Origin of the sequence: Arthrobacter sp. Hiyo1 (assembly GCF_001263615.2) — a bacterium.
GTDB lineage: Bacteria > Actinomycetota > Actinomycetes > Actinomycetales > Micrococcaceae > Arthrobacter.
The window spans coordinates 1-18,526 of the sequence record NZ_DF952479.1 but is presented as its reverse complement, the minus strand read 5'-3'; the positions used below and the strand labels follow the sequence as shown (position 1 = coordinate 18,526).

Sequence of the window (18,526 nt, the reverse complement as noted above, 5' to 3'; positions counted from 1 at the left end):
ATCAGCACCCCCCGGAAAACGCGGAACCACTTGCGAAGAGCTCGTCAAGGGTCCGCTCGGTTCCATCACTGCGGACCTTCCAAACACTGTCTTCCCAGACCATGGTCATCGTCGAAGCGATCTTCTGGTCGGTGGGCTTGCCGTTACGCACCTCAGCACCGCCGACCGTGACGCGCACCATGTCAGGAGTTGCCTCTTCGACCGCATACCGGCCGTCAGCGAAGTTCAATGACCCGGAGGTAACCCCGGGCAGCGGCTTGGCTGCCGCCAAGTTCGCTGTCAGGTTCGCGACTGTACCGGTTGCACCCTTCGCAAGGATGGCTGCCGAAACGGTAGCCCCGTCACCGGCACTGGGCCGAGGATACTGAGCAATCCATCGCAGGACGGCCGATGCAAAACCTGCGGCCCCAGCTTCGCTATGAGGTGCTTCTTTCTGTGCCTTCAAGAGACCGGCCGCATCGTTGGACGCGCCCGCAAGACAGCCATTGGGTACCGCCGTAGTGCCGCCGGTAGGAGCCGCGGTGTTGGTAGGTCCACTCGACTGAGGGTTGGCCTGGTACCAGGCGCTCACACCGCCAACCAAGGCGATTGCGACCACGGCACCGACAACGAGCCATGCCCAGCGCGGGAACCCACGCCGGGCAGCGGCAGCCGAGTTGCGGCGGACCATTAGCCCGCCACCGCGAGGACCGCGCCGATAATAATGGCGAATCCTGCCAAGCAGGCTAGCCCTATGCCCGCGCCCGCTGCTTTCTTCTTGCCCTCTGCATGGGCGTGGGGGTTGTTCGCGTCCGCCTTGGCCATAGCGACCAAACCGATAATCAGGTAAGCGCCGGCAATGATGATGCCGATACCCCAGCCAACAGCAAAGAGACGCTGCCACCATTCGGTGAACTTTCCGCCCAGGGAAGTGAAGTCAGGGACACCGGGAAACGGGTTGGCGATCATCGGCACAGGCCCGGCTTGGACGATGGTGGAAGGGTCAACGTTTGTCGACAGTTCTGCAAGGGCAGAAAGAATGACGCTCATCGGTTCTGATCCTTTTCAAAAACGTTCTGGTTGGTTTGGGCGACGACACCGGCTGCGATGGCGGTCAAGGCCTGGCGGGTAGCCGGCGTCAGCTTGTCGAGCGTGAGCGCACCGCGCTCCGCAACGTGGGCGTCATAGGGGACGGAGTAGATGTGATCTTCCGCGATGCCCTTGTCCATGAACTGCTTCTTCAATCGCGACGGCTTAAATTCCGGACGGCCGTCGGACATCATCACCACAATGGCCGTCCGCGCCAGCCGGGCAGCCTCCGCGCCCTGGTGTTCCAGGAACTCCAACAGCTCGAGTGCTTCAGATACGGCGTCCTGAGCCAACATCGTCGGGATAACCAGGACGTCGGCTACATCTACGGCAGCGCCGAATGGGCCTGAGCTGTACTGGTTACCCGTGTCCATCACGCGGATGGTGAAATGCTCATCCACGATGGAAGCCACATCGAGCACGTTCTCCCGGGTGAGCGGCGGCCGCCACTTGGGTGTGGAACCGATCACTGACGCGAAGCTTGTCTGCGTCACCGTGTAGCCCCGCAACTGCGACTGGGTACGAACGTTGGAGATGTTCGCGACCAACTCACCCATGCCCAGCTGAGGATCGCCCTCAGCCCGATAAGCCAGCTGGCCCTTGTCATCTGAAGTTTCAAGGATCGCAACCGACCCGCCACGGATGGCAGCGAGCACCCCGCCAAGCAGGATCGAAAGCGGCGTCTTACCAGCCGTGCCCTTCTTATTTGCCACGAGCAGACCTACGGCACGAGTCCAGGTGGACTGGCGGATCAGATCCTCAAAGCGGCCCTGCGACGCGGCAAGTTCCCGCGCCTCCAGTTCTTTGGCCGACGGGGCAAGGTTGAACAGGCCGCCGAACATCTGGTTAAGGAAACCGTTGAAGCCGTCCTTGGCAGGAGCGACAGGCTCTGCATCCTCATCAGCCTCCGCGCCCGGCTTATCGATCGGTTCTGTTGTCTTTGATCGAATAACAGGCTTCTTGGGTGCCTGGGCCGGAGCTGCGGTCTCAACCTCGTCCGTCTCAACAAACGGGTCCGCAGGTTCCTCGAAAGCTTCAGTGGTCACCGGCGCCGGTTCGGGCCGCTCTTCTGTTTCTACATACATGTCCGAGCGCCGAGCGCCCGGAAAATTCAACTCTGTCATTGGAAAGGTCCCACCTTCCTAGTTCCCCAAACAAGGCTCAAACGAGCCCTGCACCTTACAAACACAGCTGCCTCCACGCGTACCAGCAGGCACAGACAAAATCTCCACCGAATGGATCAGCCGTGGCCGATTGTCCCGGACTTGACAAGCATTTGCATGTCAAGCCCTACCTTCGTGGCCGGTCTCACACTGGCGACAAGGCAGCGAGCCCAAAGCTCAGGCCCCGCCCTATAACGAGGCAAAAGCGACCAAAACATGACGCGATTCAAGCTGTAACCAGGAAGATATCGCCGCCTTCCCGATTCCAATCTATACATTTAAGATTCATAGGTCTAGTTTCGACCTACAGGATTTAATTTCTTAGTATGGGGTGGAAGACGCCTTACGACAGAATGGACGGGTGCCAAAGTATGTTCGCCCTTCAACGCCAGCCCCGGCTCTCACCGAAGCGGCAATAGCCATGCTCGGCATCAATCCGTTGCGGACGGAGATTATCCGCTATCTTGCACAGCATCCTGACGGAGCCACATCCGGAACCATTGCCAGAGCAATCGGTGCCGAATACCGCACCGTTTATGGCCACCTTCGCCAGCTGGTCGAGGCCAACGGGGTGCTAACTGACGGCGACACCGGCAACCGCAAGGGCCAGTGGGTTATCTACCGCCTCAATCCCCCGGCCCTTGAGATGGCCCAGGACGAATACCGCAGGTACACAGCAGGAAATTAAGACTCCTGCCTTGCGTGTCGCTCACCGGTTCCGTCTACGCACATCATTAGATTTGGGGACATGGCAGACAGACTCCCTTGGGGTACCCGGAAAGAACCCGTCCGTCTTGGATGGGTGATCGAAGGAACGCACAAGAAACGCCTCGACTCCCTGGCACATCGGGCTGGCGTGTCCAGTGCCGTGTTCCTGGAAGCCATGATTGACCACGTAGACGGGGAACTCTCCCAAGACGGGCTGCCGTCGTGGTGGCAAACAGACGGGACACTACCTATTCCAGCCGCTTAAAAACTGAGGCCCGCACTAGGCGGGCCTTCAAGACGTATGTCGTTCAGATCTCGTTCTTGGCGGGATGTCGATCTGAACTTCTCCGAAGCTCCCTCTCGCGAGGTGGCTCCCTTTTTCACACCCTCCACTAGGAAGGAACTGCTGCCTCTATGGTACCGGCACTTACGCCGTCGTCAACGCATGCCCTGACGGGTGTTTCCTGTCAAGTCACAGAAGGTGAAGGCCCGCAGCGGCTACTCCTGACCCCGGAGAACGTGTCCGCTCTCGGGGCCCACCTTCCCGTGGCGGCCGAGCAGGAACCAAACTGCCCCGCGGGCCCCAAGAAGCGCCGTAAAGGCCGCAAGGGCAAGCACAAACCCAGACGCGTACGCAAAGCCAGTGAGCGCAGCAACCGGGCCGTGTGGTCCGTTGTGCCGGCCGGGTACAAGCCAGCCAGGCACATCATCCGGTGGCTCCGGAGCTTTCAGGACATTCCCGAGTATCAGTTGGCCCGCAAGGACCTCAAAGCCAACATCTGGCGCTTCGCGAACGCGCTCGCGCAGTGCCCAGGCTTTGACCCCGCCAGCATGACCATGATGCCGTTGTGGCAGCGTCTGCATGAACGGTTCGGCTTCCCTCTCAAAAGTATCTCCAACTACTTCCGCCGGCTCCGTGACTGGCGAGCTCTGGCGGTGGTGGCCACAGGCCGTACAGCGGAGTTCACGCCGCAGTCCAGCGGCAAGACGGACAACGAGGCCGCGATCTACGTCCTGCTTGAGCCTCTGGAAATCAGTGAATCCGGGGATGTGGAAAAAAGTAGCGTACCGGTGCCCACTAGGGCTGTTAACAACCCCCCGCACGCGCGAGCGGGCGAAGATTCAAAACCTCAAATGGAAGCGGCTCCGCCGCTATCTTCCCCTAAGCGCGCCGCACAGCGGCGCGAAGTTAATCACCAACTCCTCAATCGGAAAGAACCCTTCTGGGATCCGAACGCAGCGACAAACGCCGAGGACAAGCGTGCGCGCCGGGAGGCTGAGCGTCTAGCCTCCCTTGAGCTTCAATTCAGGTCTTTTCCACTGCAACGCATCTCGACTGCCCACGTCGCCGCCGTTTGCCGGCCCTTCCTCCGTGCCGGATGGACGGTCAAGGACGTTCTTCATGCCATCGATTGGCGGCCGAACACCGACGCCAGGTACCACCACGACGGCGCCAACGGCGTCGAGAACGTGGGCGCCTGGCTCAGGTACCGGCTGGGCAAGTGGGTCCGCCCTGATGGCGGGTTCTACCGCTCCCCCAGCCAGAAGCTTGCAGCTGAGCACGCCCAACGCCTCGCCGAACGCCAAGCCGCAGCTGCACGCCGGGACCGCGAACGGGACGAACGCGCCCAGTACACGCCGCCATCCATGGGTTGGCGCGAGCGAGTTCTCTTGGCGCAGACGGCCAACGGGGCGTGACCGTTGGGGTTATGAATCTTCCTGCTGGCGTGCCAAATACTGCTTGGCGGCAATGGCGCCGAGGGCGAGGGCCTGACGTTCATCCGCGCTGAAGGAATGGATCAAGTCCTCATCGTCCTGAGTCTCCTCGACCACGAAATCAAGGGCCTTACACTGCTCGGCGTAGGTGGTGGCGGCCGAGAGCCTGTCCCGGTACTCCCCGGTGAGGTGAGAGGAGCCCAGATAAATATCGACGGCCTTAGGCGGGAACGTTGAATGTGATTCGCTCATACTTCCACGCTACTCAGTAGTCCCGACGAATGACGCAGCAACACGTCCCATGCCTTCTCTGCTGCGGGTGAACCGCATGAAATTGATCCCTAAGGTTACTGGCCTGCTCCCTTGGTGTGGCTCGACAGAATCAATCGCGGCGCATTCAGCTGAGCCTGGGCGAGCTGGGTCCGTATTTGAAACGCTTCGGTCAGCTAAGCTTGCTTTATCCCACTTCCGGGATTGGTTCTACCAAAAAGGGAGGGGGGTGAAATGGATAAACGCAAAAAGGTCAAACGGCCTGGATGGCACGAAAAAGCCACGATGTACGTGCAGCTCTTGCGGGGCTGCGCACGTCTCACCGTGGCTATTTCAGTACTTATTCATGCCGTGAACAACTGGCCGCTCTAGTAGCCATTCATCCACCGCGGCGGCCTGGTGTGTCCAGCATCAGGTCGCCGCACTTCAATTCCGTACACCTATCCGGGATTACTTGCTCATCCATAACCCCCGCTAGGTCTTCCCAGCGTATCACCGGTGTAACGCATTTCCGTAACGGTATTCCATAGCAAAATACAAACCGCTTTGACCGCGCACCCCGCCCAGCAACGTAACCCACACAGCAAACCGCGGAACAAACCACAGCCCAAACCGCGGAACAATCCGCCCAGCAACCACCGCCGTGACTCACCCGGGCTTCCGCCGGGATTAGAGAAATGGGTATACGGACTCCTGGTTCGCAGCGCTCGACCCGTGCAGGCACACGGACCCGCGGGAACCAGGGACCGCCGGCACTGTGCCGGCACCCAACGAAAAGACGCAGGGGCCCCGCTCCTCGCCGTTGGGTGATCCACGACCCGAGGCGGACAACGGCTCTAATAGGGCCTTTAGATCCTTCACCATCGCCAGTCACGGTCGATCTTCCGACGGCGGACCCTGGACGCCTCAACCCACACTTCCTTGCGGCCCTCGTAATACTCCATCGGCCACGGCACCTCCACCAGCACATGCGCCCGCGTCCACCCGTACGCGAAACCCATCACCTCGCGTGTCTCGCCGTTCTCGTAGTCCAGGACCACGAACACCGGCAACGGCTCCGGCGCCTTCGTCGCACCCTCCAGGACTGCCAGATCCACCGGCGCCACGACAGGCGCTGACCTCCGCGAACGCGGCGGTTCCCAGAACTTCTTTTCCTCCACAGCCGAAGTCTGGCACCAAGGAACGACGAAATGCAGAGGCGTAGCCGCCGGCAAACCGGAAGGCTTAACCTTGGGATGTCCGGCCCGCGCCGGACCCACGCGGTCCCCGCCCCTCACCGTTGGGCGGGGGCCGTTTCATGCCACGCACAGGTTTCCCATGGTCCAGGCCTGGCGTTGCCGTCTCCCCTGCCGTCGTGACCTGGTTTCTTTCAGCCGGGATGACACACATCTGCCGCGCGGGGTCGGGCCAGTGCTGGCACAGGTACCGCAGCGGGCAGCAGCTTCTAAGGCGCTCAGGGGGCTACCAGCAGGGTCAGGGAGGCGATTACCACAGCTGGCTACGGCGGGCCATCCCCACCAGATCCCGCAGGCCCGCGTGATTCAAGTAATGGCAAGTCTCGGGCCGAGAATCCGGAAAACGCTAAAAATCTCCTAGGGGGGATTGGGTAAATATTCCTAGGGGGACTAGAATAGAAATATCAAGAAGCCCACCGGAAGGAACCAAATCATGATTCGCAAATGTATTGCCCTGGTTGTTCCCGCCCGACTCGGTGAAGACGTCACGGCCAGGAGTCTGGACGTCCGCTACGGGACACTCCAAGCCCTTTATGGCCCACGCGATTGCATTGTCCGTGGTGACTGGCAGGCCTACCTTAGGGCCGACAATGGCGGCAACCTCGGCCCCAACCTCAGGGCTATGCAACTGCTCCACGAGACAGGCCTGTATCTCCCCGAGGTTGCAGGAAACGCGCTCTTCCTCGGCAGCACAGAACACGGGTGGGCCACGGACGCTCCCGAACATCTGATCCGGCTGGCAGAGCGCCTGTTCGATATGCGCCTGGTAGCTGTCGAACTCGTCTAGATACCCACAGGTGGCCGGGATCCCCGGCCACCCCGATCCCCTAAGGAGCCGGAGCCATGACCACCACCATCTACACCATCACCGACGAAACCGGCCGCGAGTGCAGTAAGTGCACGGCTACGAAGAAGGCCATGGAACGCCGGGGGATCACCTACCAAGTCCGGGAAATGACCGACGCCGAGCGCGAAGCGTTCAAGAAGGCCGGCTATATGTCCGCCCCCGTCGTCGTCACCGAAGCGGAAACCTGGGCAGGCTTCCGACCCGACAAGATTCTTGCCCTCAGCTAGAACAACAAATACTCAAATGAGTAAATACTCAAATACTCAAATACTTATTTGAGTATAAGGCGGTCATCGAACGAAAGGACCGAGACCATGAGTGAACTGGCCGGACAGCTCGCACTGTTTGACGTGCAGAGCTTTCCCACAACCTTCGATTCGGAAGCCTACGAAATTGCGTACTGCCCGGCTTGCCACTCCAACTGGGGAGCCGAACACGCCAGGGCCAAGCCCCGCGTACAGGGAAGCCTCAGTCAGGAACACAAGACGATGCCTGATGGCCGCTGCGCTTTCATGCACAAGAACCAGGTGTCTGAGCCCTTCTATACGCTCCAAGAGGTCGAACGTATCCGCCTAGGAGGGTGGCCGCTCCCCTATCCGCGTCCCAAGGGGTTTGGAGGCCTCTACCAACTCAGCGCGCCCTAGTCCCTAAACCAAAGGAGAAATCCATGCACAACACCTACCTCGCGGAGGCCAACCGCACTTCTAACCGAAGCGGCCCGGGAACTTCCTGCCGAGAGCTCGGCCGCGGCCACCGTCAAAGCCACCATGGCGCAGGCATACGCAACGCTCGCACTGGCCTAGGAAGTCGCGAAGGCAACCGAAGTGCTGACCGTGGCTCCCAGCTCCCTCTAATCCGCCAAGTCCCCCTTGTAGACGATCTCTCTAGGGGGACTAGCGTTGATACCGGACCAATAGCCCGGCAGTAGGAGAGGAACCCTCACATATGACAACCAAGCGCGAGCTGGAAGCTGTAGCCCACAAACAGGGCAAATGGTGGGAAATACACATCCACGAGCTTGACCGGGTCACCCAGGCAAGCAAGACGAAGGATATCCAGGACATGGCTACCGACCTCGCAGCCACAGTGCTCAACCTCGACCCGGACGAAGTGACCGTGAATGTCACGTTGAGAGCTCCCGCCGACGTCATGGAACGCTGGACTCAAGCCCGCGAGGACCTGGAGAAGGCGCAGGAGCTTTCCACGAAGGGAGCCGCGGAATCTCGCGCCGTCGTGGCCGAACTGAGTAAGGACTTCACCATCACCGAAGTTGCCCGGATGCTGGGTATCTCCACGCAGCGAGTCTCCCAACTTAAAGCCAAGAAGACGTCAACCACCTAAGCCGCACCTGAAGTCGTACCGTCCGCCGCAAAGGCCGGCGAACACCATCATCCGAGAGGACGCACCATGGACGACGAAACCCCCGAAGTGATCCGCGCGGCCGATGACGCCTACGAGGCCATCCGCGCAATCAACCACCTGACAATCACCCAAATCCACGCCGCACCCACCGTGTACAGCGTCCTGGGCAACCTGAAAGGCGTGGGGCATATGCTCCCCCAGGCCTGCACGCAGTTGGCCAAGTCCCTGGGCCGTTCACTTGACGAGTATGACGTATACGAGGACGACGGCCGCGACCCCGTTCAGAGCGTGGCCACCGCCACCGACCACCTGACTAAGGCAGCCCGCTTGGCCGCCGAGCTGGGCGCTGAACTCGAGAAGGCGCAGAGCGCCATTTCCCGCCAAGGCTACCGAGACACGCCAACACCGTAACCACCGAATCCCACTCAATACTCATTTACTCATGGCATACTCAAATGAGCATACTCAAATACTCATTTGAGTATGCTCGACCAGGACAGGAAGCCCCATGATTGTCATCGCAGTTCTCAACCAAAAGGGCGGGGCCGGCAAAACGACCATCGCCACGCACATTGCCACAGCGCTACGTCTTGCCGGTTACACCGTATTGCTCGTTGACTCGGACCCGCAGGGCAGCGCCCGCGACTGGGCTGCAGTGCGCGATGACCACCCCTTGTCCGTGGTCGGCATGGACCGGCCAACCATCGAGCGTGATCTGAAGAGCATCGCACCGGTGGACTTTGTCATCATCGACGGCGCACCGCAGGCGGCTGAACTGGCTGTCTCGGCCATTAAGGCCTGCGACTTCGCATTGATCCCCGTGCAGCCCTCGCCCTATGACATCTGGGCGACGGCCGACCTCGTTGACCTGGTGAAGCAGCGAATCGAAATTACTGACGGCAAGCTCCAAGCGGCTTTCGTCGTCTCCCGAGCAATAACGGGATCGAACATCGGCAAGGAAGTCACCGCGATCCTGGAAGGGTACGAGCTTCCCGTACTGCGATCCCGCGTGCACCAGCGCGTGGACTACCCCGGAACGCGGCCGCCGGATCCACCATCCTCGAAGACTTCCCGGACTCAGCCGGGGCCAAGGAAATCAGAGAGCTCACGGAAGAGCTCGTAAGCCTCGTGAGTAAATGAGGGAATGAGTAAATGAGTAAGTTTTCCAAGATGACTCCGGGGCGTCCGAGCCAGTCGCCAGACGCCAAGGCCAAGCTGCTGGAAAGCCTTAGGGACGCGGCGCCACAGGAGAAGCTGGAGCGAGTGAACTTCGAGGTCCCCGCCAGCAAAAAGACCAAGCTCAAAATCATCGCGGCGAAAAAAGGAATGACCGTCAAGGAGTTCCTGACGGGCTATATTGACTCGTTTCCAGATGAGTAAATACTCATTTGAGTATCTGGGTTTCAGGTGTACCAAGTAGTCGCAGCCAAACGGCCGTTCCCTGGGGACTGAATCGGGGGAGACCGAACAACAACGGATAGGAACCTCACATGGAAATGACCGCAGAACAGAACCTTATAAACGGCGGCGGATGGTACGCGGTGGTGGAGGGATGGTCAGGTGACCACCTGGACAGGGGACAGCGGGCGGCACCGAAGGAGGATCGACGAGAGCTTCGATATGCTCCCGTCATTGCGTGGGAGCGGTACACGGACGAGGAAGGCACGCCGAAAATGCGTGCTTGGCTCAGTGGGCAGACACCTATACCTTCGGACAAATTCTCTGAGGAATGCCAAACGCACTTCATTAACCACTTCGTCCCAGAGAAGCCGGCGGGCGCGCGGTCGTTCGTCTGGGCCTGATCCATGAGCACTGGAGACACTCTCGCCCTGTGGGCGCTGATCGTGAGCATCTTCGGAACCGGGATCGCCCTAATTGCCCTGGCAGTGGCCTATCTCGACTGGCGCCAAGTCGGCATGGAATCGCCTTGGACGTTCACGGCCGTCGGCGGAGGTTACTGGAGGCTGGAGCGCATCCACCGAAAGCCAGCGCAGATACGGCGATTTGAGTACGGACAGAGGTGCTCTGGGCTCCAGTTTGGAGTCGCAAGTGCCGCCGGCTTCCCCATGAAGGTGTATCGGAGGGGGGACACGGAACTCGTCTCCGTAAGCCCTTCCAGCAGCGTTGAAACAATCATCATTGTGTACAAGGAACATGGCTTGTGGGACAGGCTTAGAAGGAAGATCCCCAAGCGCAGCACCCTATATGCGCAAGGCTCAGTTGATGAGGGCTACGAGCGATGGGACACCCCACTGCATCTGAATCCCTGATTTCCTCCGTGCTGGCACGCCCAGCGCGAGGACCGGCCGCGTAGCGGCGGTGTTGTGAGCATCCGCGCCTAAGGTTTCGCCCACCGAAGGCAGGATGACCTCACCACGCCGCCGGCTAGAAGGACCTAATCAGCGCTTGACCCGGCCTGCTGGGCAAGGAGCACGCTGATTCTGGTATCGAGCCGATCCAGCTCTTCATCAAAGTAAGCGTGCAGACTAGCGACGATTCCGTAGGCGAGGGCCGCGGTACAGAGCATCGCAGTCATAAGCATCTCGCCACCAGTGGCTGTGGTCTTGGGTGTGAGGTACAGCTGCCAGCCCGGCTCTGACGAGAGCCAGTCTGAATAGGGAGATGCGCTCGTCAGAGACGGGTGTGATTCGCGGCTCATCAGCAGCCAGACCTGATGGGCGTGAGTAAGGTGGGGCAATCGCTCGATGACATGGGCGAAGGCTGCCTCATAGTCGAGACTCTTGAACTCGTCTCCAGCATTGCTTTGGAGGGCTTCGATCTTTGCCAGCTGCTCAATGGTGAGGGGAAATCCGGACTTGGCTGCGGTGATGATGTTGTCCAAAGTTGCCTTCTGGTTCCTCAGCATGACCTCGACGAACTCTTGCCGACCCCGTTCCGCGGCCCATTGAAGTCGAACAGTGTGCTCGATCACGGATCGCGCCAGCGGAGCCACCTCGACTCCGTAGCCCAGAGAATGCAGCATTAGGGCCGCCTCGGCGGTGCGCTTCGTACGCATCAGCCATCCCCAGGCAACAGCCACACCATAAGACTCAGTTTGCTCAGTCCGCGACCATTCTCCAACGGGCTTCCCGAGCGGCGACGGAACGTGTTCAATCAGGATGCTCGCGTCATTGAAGACCTTGCGCCATGTGTCGTCCGTCGATTCTTCCTGTTCCATAGAACAATCGTGCTCCCCGACCGCGCGAAGCGTATCGTCCCGACACGCCCGGGTCAGTCCCTTGTCCTGCCGCAGCGCAGACATTAGCCATGGCCGCCCGTTATCGGCGGTTTCCGTGCCGCAAGACATGGTGGCGCGACACGCCGGCGCGTGGTGTGCTCAAAACCGTTGCACGAAACCAAAGTTGATCGAAACCGGGCAGGTAGGTTTATGAGCCGAAAGGAGCTGACAAATGAGCACTATCGGCTATGCCCGAGTTTCCACCCGTGACCAGAACCCGGATTACCAGAAGCACGCACTACTGGAGGCCGGCGCGGAGCGGGTGTTTATCGACCACGGAGACTCCAGTAGGGTCCGGGACCGGCCGCAGTGGCTTGCCTGTCTCGAATACATGCGACCCAGTGACACGCTCCTGGTCCACCGCCTGGACCGGGTATCGGGGGAGTGGCACCTATTCCAGATCATCTCGGATCTCGGTGAGCGCGGCATCAACATCCGCTCCCTTACGGAGCCGGCCATCGACACCACAACCCCGATGGGCAGGGCCTTCTATGGCATCGTCGCCGTCTTCGCCCAACTGCGTATCGACACCATCCGTGAAAACACCATGGCCGGTTTGGCGCATGCCAGATCCCAGGGCCGCATCGGGGGCCGGCCAACCGTCATGACTCCGGAGCGCATCGAGACGGCCCTGCTGCTGCGGGAAGACAACAAGAACATTCAACAGATCGCCAAAGTACTGGGCGTCGGCCGTATGTCTGTATCGCGTGCACTGGCCAAGTTCGATGGCGGCTCTCCATGAAGAGATTTGTCATCGGGTTCAGCCTTGCCCTCTCGGGATGGGTCTGTGCGGGCATTTACCTGATCCTGGCAGCACAGGCCGTAGGTAAGTCCGTATCTCAAGCAAACGTGGCTTTCCTTGGCGACGCTGCATTTTCCGTTGCTACCGGAGCCGTGAGCTGGGCAGTCCTGATCTATATCGGAGGCCTGTTCGGCATCAGGCGCCCACGACTGATTAGAAAGAAGAACCGATGAGCCGCATTGAAACTGTGTACGTGGTGAGCGATCCACAGCCCACTGTCGAAGAATCCGTCAAGCAGCTCGCGCAGCGACTCGACAAGAACCTCAAAGATCTCGTTACTGTGTTCCAGGAGGCAGGGGATCAGCTGTGGACTGCCGAACCGGCATCACATACGGTGACGCCGGTTCGCGTCATGGAACGGCGACCGGTCGGGATCATCGGCCACGAGAAAGTCCAGGTCACGCACTACATCGCATCCGCCCTGGTCATGGTGTCGTTCCAGAAGCGAATCGACTGACCTGTCATGAACACCACGGAGCGGTTTTGGTCCAAGGTGGTTAGGGAACCAATCGCTTCCATCCTTTTACATCCTGTCTCCTGGTGCTGCGTGGGCTACATGGAGATGAATGCTTCCAGAATCGCTGGAAGATCCTCCGAGTGGTTCACAATGGGCGCCAACGCGTTCCGTGCGATGACGGAGGTCCATCCGTTGGGGTCGATCTTAGTGCCGCGGTCAATGTCCCATTTGCCGCGGATGACCAATGAAATTCGGGGCTGGTCAAGACCGATGAGTTTGCCCCGGATTTTGTCATTCATCAGATGGGCGCCAGTGGTGTCGATGGCCCAGGTGGTTCCTCCCACCCACCACAGGAAGTCGGGGTAGAAACGCGAAGAGTCCCCGACCTTGATGGGTAGGGGAATGCTGTAACCAAGCTCGCCGCTCCCTGGGTTACGCATCCACACGCCCTCGCCTGTGGCATCCAGAGCCCTGGCAAAAAGCAATTCGTCCGGGTTGCTGAAGTCTGCGGCTGAGTAGCGAGGATGGGCAGCGTTCGCGAAGTCCAGCAATTCGGAACTCCGTGGACGATTTTCACCAATTGTCCACGTCATCTTTTCCGGATCTGGGTCGAGCTGGTACTCAACTCGATCCTCGAAGTTGGCAGCAATCTCGTTGATGAGTGTTTCCAACTCTTCCTGGCACAGAGAAGCTTGGCACGATTCCTGCTCGTATCCTGCTCCAACGATGGCATCAGGATGTATGGCATTCAGGCATGGCCTGTTCCGGGCAAGGAGCCGCCGCCGAAGGAAGACTCCGTTGCGAGTTCTTGCGCTGCGAACTACATCGATCAGAGTGTTCTTAGTTGTCCCTTCTGATGCCAGGGACACGACGCTCATTTGTCCCTTACCTGGCGCGTCCAGAAATTCCTGTGCCCAGGGGCTGGCTCCGCGGCTCCGCAGTTTTGCTTGCGCTGCGTTCATGTTGGGGGCCTTTAGGGACCATTTGGGCAGCGTCAGGTTCTCAACTTCCGTCTTCGGGGGGATGCCAGGCAGAGGATCTTTTTTAGTCTTAACGCGGATCGGGACCGCACCGGGCTCGTTTTCGGGAGCGTAGAGGCGAAGTTCCTTTTTCAGGTCAGCTAGGACCTGCTCAAACGTGTCCGTCGGGGCGTTGATATAGACGGTTGCAGTGTTGAGGCGTTCCGTAGCGAAGGACCTTGCGTCTGGCTGGCGAAGGATACGCCCGATGATCTGCCGGATGCGGACGAATGAATTGGTTTTGCCGTCGAAGTAGGCCACATAAGCCTCGGGATCATCCCATCCTTCCTGAAGAGCTTGGTTGAAGATGATGTGCCGGTGGCGGTCCTGCAGCTGGCTCAGGCTGGAAATCTTCTCCGCGTCTTCAGGTACGTCTTTGGTGTTGGTATAGATGGCGATGTGGTCGGCATCGACCCCCTTTGAACGGAGATAATTCCAAATTGCAACGGGGCGGGCCTCCTCCGTTGAGCCGCGCGGAGGATTCGACTTTTCTACTACATAGATTGCCTTCGGCGTTACGCTGGCGTTCTCTGCAAGAAGCGCTTGGTCGAGCTGCGCCATTGTTTCCAGTACAGAGTCCAGATCTTCCTCGAACCCACTGTTGTTATCGAACAGCTCGATTGTCGTCTTTAGCAACTCAGAGGAAACGACGTCTTTGGTTCTGACTGGGACAGTCCCCGCTTTCACGAGACTGGCCCAGTTCGGGTCTGAAGTAAGTGCTTCTTGCCATTTCCCGAAGAGTTCATTCTGAACCGGTGTAGCAGATGCCAAGAAGAAGCCGATTGGCCCGAGGTTTGCCAATATCTCCAGCTGCGTGCTCGATTGGTTGTGGCTTTCATCTGACACGATCCAGAGAGGCCGCTGTAGCTCAGTCCGCATCAGCTCCCATGGAGAGGTGCTTCCTGACCAATCCGGTTGAGGACGATGGAGACTGAGCCGTGCGTTGATGTCTCCGCCGGCGTTGGCGGCTTCAGCCTCATTCCAAGCCGCCGTCGTTAGCACCCAAATGGTGAGTCCTTTTGAAGCTGTCAGGAAATGCTGCCAGTCGGCCTGGCTTGGAATCTCCCGCATGATCCGCACATTCTGCGCGGGGAGCAAGGATCGATAGCGCCCCCTGAGGTTCCTATATGTCTGCTCAACAACGGCCGCTGATTTGGAAGTCCAGATGACAACGCCGTCGCCAAGGCCGGAGATCACGTCCGCCAGCATAGGCGTCTTACCCGATCCGGTTACAGCTCTCAGCTGCCCCACAAAAGGAATTGCTTGGGACCCGTACCGGGGGACACCGTGTGCAATCGAGTGACTAACCCAGTTCAGCGCGGCGGCCCGCAGCTTCTCTGCTGCTATTTCTTGGAACTCGAAAAGGGCAAAGTCATGCTCAGCCACGGGTACCTGCCTCTGCGCGGATAGTTTCTTCCAAGTCGTTGATGGCGCCGAATATGTCTGGCTCTTCCTGAGCGTCTTCTACGAGCTGGAGTGCTGCCAGTATGGCGTCCGGGATTTGTCTGAAGACAAATGAATCGGTTTCACCGACCTCGCAGGTTGAGCCGTAAACGCGGAGTGGCTTCTTAAGGTTGAGGGCTTTGGCTTCGTTAAACATTTCCACCAGGACTTCCCTAGTAATCACGCTGTCTGCCCGTCCGTTCCAGTTCAGACAGATGGCTTGTGATCGACCGTTGACAGCCACCACAAACTTGCCGTTGACCTTCCGCATGCCTCCACCCATGCCAGTGGGATCGGTCTGCAGAACGAGGCTTGTAATCGCTTCGCGCTCAAGGGTCAGGATTGCATCGCGGTCCAGCTTCCGGCCCGTAGTGAGGAACTCAAAACCTTCGTTCCAGCCTTCCTTCTCGATTGCGGCCCGCAGGCGCGGGCCGGTGAGCGTTCGGGCGTACCGGTCGCCGGGCTCTCCTTCTTCGATGAGGATGAACCTACGGATCCCGTTGTCCGCCGCATTCAGTTTCATCACTGCTTCTCCGGTGCTGCCTGAGCCAGCGAAGGGATCAAGCACAAGAGCATCAATGTCACCAGCTGCGCCTAGAAGCAGCTCAAGAAGCTCCACAGGCTTTGGATGAGGAAACTTCTTGGCTTCCTCTGGGAGGAGGGCTGCAAGCCTGTCGGAGCCGTTGCGCCCAGGAATGGTTATAACACTCCTGAGAGCGTCCGATGAATCCCGCAAGTAGCGGCGGAGTTGGGCAGTCTCGGTGTGGTCCTTGCCAAAAACGATGCGGTCTTCAGAGAGAAGCCGGGCCATGGACTCCTCCGGGTAGCGGTAGCCCTTTGGCGGCTTCCTGCATGCAATTCCTGTTTTTGGGTGAAGAATGTCGTAGTCGTACCCGCCCTCTCGGGTGTTCTCCAGGTGCCAGTCCTTAGCCCACGGGCCGTGTTCATTGATATTCCGGAAGCGGTCCATGCGCCCGATATCGACCTCTTCGTCGCCGCGGCCCTCCGCTACAGCACCTCGATGGACCTTTTTCTGCTCTCGTATGGCCTCGCGCCAGCGTCGTTGGAGCTCGTCGATGTCGGGGTATGTCTTGCGGAGTTCGTCATACTTGTTGAGCAGCCATTGCTTGGCCACACTAGTGCCCTGCCAGTGCTCGGCCGTTTCCTCAATGCGCTTTGCATAGCAGAGAACGTACTCGTGCTCGACGGCGATTCGCGTTTTGTTGTTGTCTACGGCTTGCTTCCAGACCATTACGCCGATGCGGTTCTTTTCCCCAAAGATCTCATCCATGAGTAGACCGAGCCGGAATAACTCGACATCGTTGATGGAGACGAAGCAGACCCCGTGATCTGCCAGGAGCTCCCAGGTTAGGTAGAGGCGGGGGCCGATGTAGTTGAGCCACTTCGTGTGCTTGCCGCCGTCGTCGTTGTTAACGTAGACAGCATCGTCGGCGTTTGCATTGGGGTCGTGATATCGGCGGTCCGAGTAACGAAAGTCCTTTTTTCCCGTGTTATAAGGAGGATCGAGGTATGCCACGTCCACTGAGTCTCGATACTGCGACCTAAGGGAGACCATGGCTTGAAGGTTGTCACCTTCGATGATGCGGTTCAGTCGCTGATGATGCCCAAACGAAAGTTCCTCGTCGGTCTCAAGTATGCGGGGAGCGGGCATCTTTGCCCGATATGTTTTGCGGCCGTCCCAATGGAGGTACATTCCGGGTCCGCCGGGCGTTGAAGCCTCTATCCCAGCGAAGCTCTCAGGCGACGCCTGCCCCGAAGTAAGGCTTACATTCTTCTCGTCGTTCGACACTATTTCCCCTATTTACGCTGGTCGTGCACAAGTCTAGCTTCGGCGCGAGTGCTGGAAATTCTTACTGTTGATGGCCTAAGGCCTCTGCGCAAGTTACCGACAGCGTGAACGGCCGCTCGAATCATTGTGGGGGAGGGGTCCGACAAAGAACGGTTTACACGCCAAATGGTGTGGAGGGTTCCATCTGCACCTTGCAGACCCTCACCTACCGGGCCTTTCCACCCTCGCCGGCCTTGCTGTCCTGCTGGCGGTACAAGTCAGCTGCCACTAGCTGATTGATTCCAGTAGCCACTGAGTGGCCGCCGGATCCCGGCGCAGCAAAAATGTTCGTAGGGCCGCGTTCGAGGAGAGTTTCACCTGGACCCTCCAAAACTCGATATCAACGATGTTCCCGACGCCTACCGGCGCGGTACTCCGCGTCTGCCACCAGGAGTCGCGGGCGAACCAGTGCACTGGTTCGGCGGCCACCGCCCAGATCCGTCCGTCGTACCGGACGGCCAGGGGAGTGCCGGCCGCGGTGAATCGGACGTCCACGGAAGCGTTGAGGGTTGTTTCACTTGCTGTTGCTGTCACGGCTGGTCCGCTCTCCCAAATTCCTGTTCATCATTTCTTCCCGGCGGGTGACAGCCGAGCTCCACACCCAAGTCCGATACGTGGCCGGCCCGTCTTTCCACGTCACCTCGACCGCCCTGGCGGTCCACGCGAAAACTTCCCCGTCCAGCAGCTCGGCGCAGTTCGGGAACCGGATCCACGCCTTTACAGGGATGCCGGGATACCCGTTTTTGGCCGGGAAATGCTCAAAATCGAGCTCTTCCACGGTCAGCCCGATCGGGCCGGCCCGCCGCGCATACTGCGCCTGGAGCGCGGATGCGTAATCGGAGGACATACCACAACCTTAGAACACATATTCGAATAGACACACTGAGAAAAGCGGCTTGAAGGGCCGCTGGGACAAGTGTTGGGGAGGGGTGCGACAGAAATAGCCGCCGTCGCACACGCGGATACTCAAATGAGTATTTGAGTATCTCCTCATTGGGGCCACGGATCGACGTCGCCGCCAGGGCAACCGCAACCGGTGGTTGCAGTGCCTCCGGGATTGAATCAGCCAAGGATCCTCCTTTGCTTTCAAGGATCGTCCTCCGCTTGGCTCCGCTCTGTAAAGGGCAGCCGCTACGTCCGGTCCGGCCCGTTCTGCGCACCATCGGCCGTGTACTTCTTCAGGCTCAGGATGGTCGCCGTCATGGCACGTACGGACTCCGGGTCATCCCCCCAATAGCTTCCGTCCCGTGTGCACGCCCGGAACGATGTCACGCCCGTCTCTTCGGCAGCCTGCCGAAGCTCGGCCCAAGCCGCTTCCAGGTCCGCCAGCTGCGCGGGGGACAGCGGCT

Annotated in this window: 26 protein-coding genes; 15 read left to right on the top strand and 11 right to left on the bottom strand. The window is 59.4% G+C overall.

All coding sequences use genetic code 11. The annotated features are described in order from the left end of the window. Position 1: 1 nt before the first annotated feature. The 3 genes from AHiyo1_RS25235 to AHiyo1_RS23215 form a co-directional block, all read right to left on the bottom strand. Positions 2 to 271: a hypothetical protein gene (locus AHiyo1_RS25235; RefSeq protein ID WP_172465734.1), complete on the bottom strand. Its 270-nt coding sequence runs from the start codon at positions 269 to 271 to the stop codon at positions 2 to 4. 398 nt (positions 272 to 669) lie between these two features. Continuing rightward, on the bottom strand, positions 670 to 1,029 hold the full coding sequence (locus tag AHiyo1_RS23220; protein ID WP_059390185.1) for a hypothetical protein: 360 nt from the start codon (positions 1,027 to 1,029) through the stop codon (positions 670 to 672). Continuing rightward, positions 1,026 to 2,153, bottom strand: coding sequence for a MinD/ParA family ATP-binding protein (locus AHiyo1_RS23215; RefSeq protein WP_172465733.1), 1,128 nt, complete (start codon positions 2,151 to 2,153; stop codon positions 1,026 to 1,028). The genes AHiyo1_RS23220 and AHiyo1_RS23215 overlap by 4 nt, the downstream gene beginning before the upstream one ends. Before the next feature lie 439 nt (positions 2,154 to 2,592). On the opposite strand from AHiyo1_RS23215, the gene AHiyo1_RS23210 reads away from it, so the two are divergent. Beyond that, positions 2,593 to 2,919 carry an ArsR/SmtB family transcription factor gene (locus AHiyo1_RS23210; RefSeq protein WP_148667749.1) on the top strand — a complete coding sequence of 109 codons (327 nt, stop codon included), beginning with the start codon at positions 2,593 to 2,595 and terminating at the stop codon, positions 2,917 to 2,919. A gap of 434 nt (positions 2,920 to 3,353) precedes the next feature. Beyond that, entirely contained in the window at positions 3,354 to 4,637 is a 1,284-nt protein-coding gene (locus tag AHiyo1_RS23205) for a hypothetical protein (RefSeq protein ID WP_148667747.1), read from the top strand. A 9-nt stretch (positions 4,638 to 4,646) separates the two neighbouring features. Here AHiyo1_RS23205 and AHiyo1_RS23200 read toward each other — a convergent pair whose 3' ends face one another. Continuing rightward, positions 4,647 to 4,907, bottom strand: coding sequence for a hypothetical protein (locus tag AHiyo1_RS23200; protein WP_059390181.1), 261 nt, complete (start codon positions 4,905 to 4,907; stop codon positions 4,647 to 4,649). A 252-nt stretch (positions 4,908 to 5,159) separates the two neighbouring features. Here AHiyo1_RS23200 and AHiyo1_RS25230 point away from each other — a divergent pair, with 252 nt between their 5' ends. Next, positions 5,160 to 5,297, top strand: coding sequence for a hypothetical protein (locus AHiyo1_RS25230; protein WP_172465732.1), 138 nt, complete (start codon positions 5,160 to 5,162; stop codon positions 5,295 to 5,297). 485 nt (positions 5,298 to 5,782) lie between these two features. On the opposite strand, the gene AHiyo1_RS23195 is transcribed toward AHiyo1_RS25230, so the two are convergent. Then, positions 5,783 to 6,085, bottom strand: a complete 303-nt coding sequence (locus AHiyo1_RS23195; RefSeq protein ID WP_148667746.1) for a hypothetical protein — start codon at positions 6,083 to 6,085, stop codon at positions 5,783 to 5,785. Positions 6,086 to 6,593: 508 nt separating this feature from the next. Between AHiyo1_RS23195 and AHiyo1_RS23190 the strand changes: the two genes are divergently transcribed. From AHiyo1_RS23190 to AHiyo1_RS23150, 9 genes are all read left to right on the top strand, one after another. After that, positions 6,594 to 6,947, top strand: coding sequence for a hypothetical protein (locus AHiyo1_RS23190; protein ID WP_059390179.1), 354 nt, complete (start codon positions 6,594 to 6,596; stop codon positions 6,945 to 6,947). Between the two features lie 56 nt (positions 6,948 to 7,003). Then, entirely contained in the window at positions 7,004 to 7,234 is a 231-nt protein-coding gene (locus AHiyo1_RS23185; protein ID WP_059390178.1) for a glutaredoxin domain-containing protein, read from the top strand. Positions 7,235 to 7,321: 87 nt separating this feature from the next. Continuing rightward, positions 7,322 to 7,651 (top strand): hypothetical protein, encoded by a 330-nt coding sequence (locus AHiyo1_RS23180; RefSeq protein ID WP_059390177.1) that lies wholly within the window; start codon positions 7,322 to 7,324, stop codon positions 7,649 to 7,651. Positions 7,652 to 7,952: 301 nt separating this feature from the next. Then, complete coding sequence (locus AHiyo1_RS23175) at positions 7,953 to 8,348, top strand: hypothetical protein (RefSeq protein WP_059390176.1); 396 nt, start codon at positions 7,953 to 7,955, stop codon at positions 8,346 to 8,348. 66 nt (positions 8,349 to 8,414) lie between these two features. Further along, a complete protein-coding gene (locus AHiyo1_RS23170) occupies positions 8,415 to 8,780 on the top strand; it encodes a hypothetical protein (protein WP_059390175.1) in 366 nt (121 codons plus the stop codon). Between the two features lie 97 nt (positions 8,781 to 8,877). Continuing rightward, a complete protein-coding gene (parA, locus tag AHiyo1_RS23165) occupies positions 8,878 to 9,492 on the top strand; it encodes a ParA family partition ATPase (protein WP_216363323.1) in 615 nt (204 codons plus the stop codon). A 29-nt stretch (positions 9,493 to 9,521) separates the two neighbouring features. Next, a complete protein-coding gene (locus AHiyo1_RS23160; RefSeq protein ID WP_059390174.1) occupies positions 9,522 to 9,749 on the top strand; it encodes a hypothetical protein in 228 nt (75 codons plus the stop codon). 110 nt (positions 9,750 to 9,859) lie between these two features. Then, positions 9,860 to 10,171, top strand: coding sequence for a hypothetical protein (locus AHiyo1_RS23155; protein ID WP_059390173.1), 312 nt, complete (start codon positions 9,860 to 9,862; stop codon positions 10,169 to 10,171). Positions 10,172 to 10,174: 3 nt separating this feature from the next. Next, on the top strand, positions 10,175 to 10,639 hold the full coding sequence (locus tag AHiyo1_RS23150; protein WP_059390172.1) for a hypothetical protein: 465 nt from the start codon (positions 10,175 to 10,177) through the stop codon (positions 10,637 to 10,639). A 125-nt stretch (positions 10,640 to 10,764) separates the two neighbouring features. On the opposite strand, the gene AHiyo1_RS23145 is transcribed toward AHiyo1_RS23150, so the two are convergent. Next, on the bottom strand, positions 10,765 to 11,547 hold the full coding sequence (locus tag AHiyo1_RS23145; RefSeq protein ID WP_148667745.1) for a DUF5677 domain-containing protein: 783 nt from the start codon (positions 11,545 to 11,547) through the stop codon (positions 10,765 to 10,767). 232 nt (positions 11,548 to 11,779) lie between these two features. On the opposite strand from AHiyo1_RS23145, the gene AHiyo1_RS23140 reads away from it, so the two are divergent. From AHiyo1_RS23140 to AHiyo1_RS23130, 3 genes are read left to right on the top strand one after another with little or no spacing between them, the layout of a single operon-like run. Next, positions 11,780 to 12,349: a recombinase family protein gene (locus tag AHiyo1_RS23140; protein WP_059390170.1), complete on the top strand. Its 570-nt coding sequence runs from the start codon at positions 11,780 to 11,782 to the stop codon at positions 12,347 to 12,349. Further along, the gene (locus AHiyo1_RS23135; RefSeq protein ID WP_059390169.1) at positions 12,346 to 12,582 is read left to right on the top strand and encodes a hypothetical protein; all 237 of its coding nucleotides are present in this window, start codon (positions 12,346 to 12,348) and stop codon (positions 12,580 to 12,582) included. The genes AHiyo1_RS23140 and AHiyo1_RS23135 overlap by 4 nt, the downstream gene beginning before the upstream one ends. After that, on the top strand, positions 12,579 to 12,866 hold the full coding sequence (locus AHiyo1_RS23130) for a hypothetical protein (RefSeq protein WP_059390168.1): 288 nt from the start codon (positions 12,579 to 12,581) through the stop codon (positions 12,864 to 12,866). The genes AHiyo1_RS23135 and AHiyo1_RS23130 overlap by 4 nt, the downstream gene beginning before the upstream one ends. 95 nt (positions 12,867 to 12,961) lie before the next feature. On the opposite strand, the gene AHiyo1_RS23125 is transcribed toward AHiyo1_RS23130, so the two are convergent. The 5 genes from AHiyo1_RS23125 to AHiyo1_RS23105 all read right to left on the bottom strand — a co-directional run. Continuing rightward, a complete protein-coding gene (locus tag AHiyo1_RS23125; protein ID WP_148667744.1) occupies positions 12,962 to 15,271 on the bottom strand; it encodes a DEAD/DEAH box helicase in 2,310 nt (769 codons plus the stop codon). Beyond that, positions 15,264 to 17,138, bottom strand: coding sequence for a site-specific DNA-methyltransferase (locus tag AHiyo1_RS23120; RefSeq protein ID WP_148667743.1), 1,875 nt, complete (start codon positions 17,136 to 17,138; stop codon positions 15,264 to 15,266). Before AHiyo1_RS23120 ends, AHiyo1_RS23125 begins: the two co-directional genes overlap by 8 nt. A 267-nt stretch (positions 17,139 to 17,405) precedes the next feature. Next, on the bottom strand, positions 17,406 to 17,711 hold the full coding sequence (locus AHiyo1_RS23115) for a hypothetical protein (protein ID WP_253257573.1): 306 nt from the start codon (positions 17,709 to 17,711) through the stop codon (positions 17,406 to 17,408). After that, positions 17,692 to 18,024 carry a hypothetical protein gene (locus tag AHiyo1_RS23110; protein WP_059390165.1) on the bottom strand — a complete coding sequence of 111 codons (333 nt, stop codon included), beginning with the start codon at positions 18,022 to 18,024 and terminating at the stop codon, positions 17,692 to 17,694. Before AHiyo1_RS23110 ends, AHiyo1_RS23115 begins: the two co-directional genes overlap by 20 nt. Before the next feature lie 284 nt (positions 18,025 to 18,308). Continuing rightward, positions 18,309 to 18,526, bottom strand: a 218-nt coding sequence (locus tag AHiyo1_RS23105) for a hypothetical protein (protein ID WP_340639373.1), incomplete at its 5' end; no start/stop codon positions are given.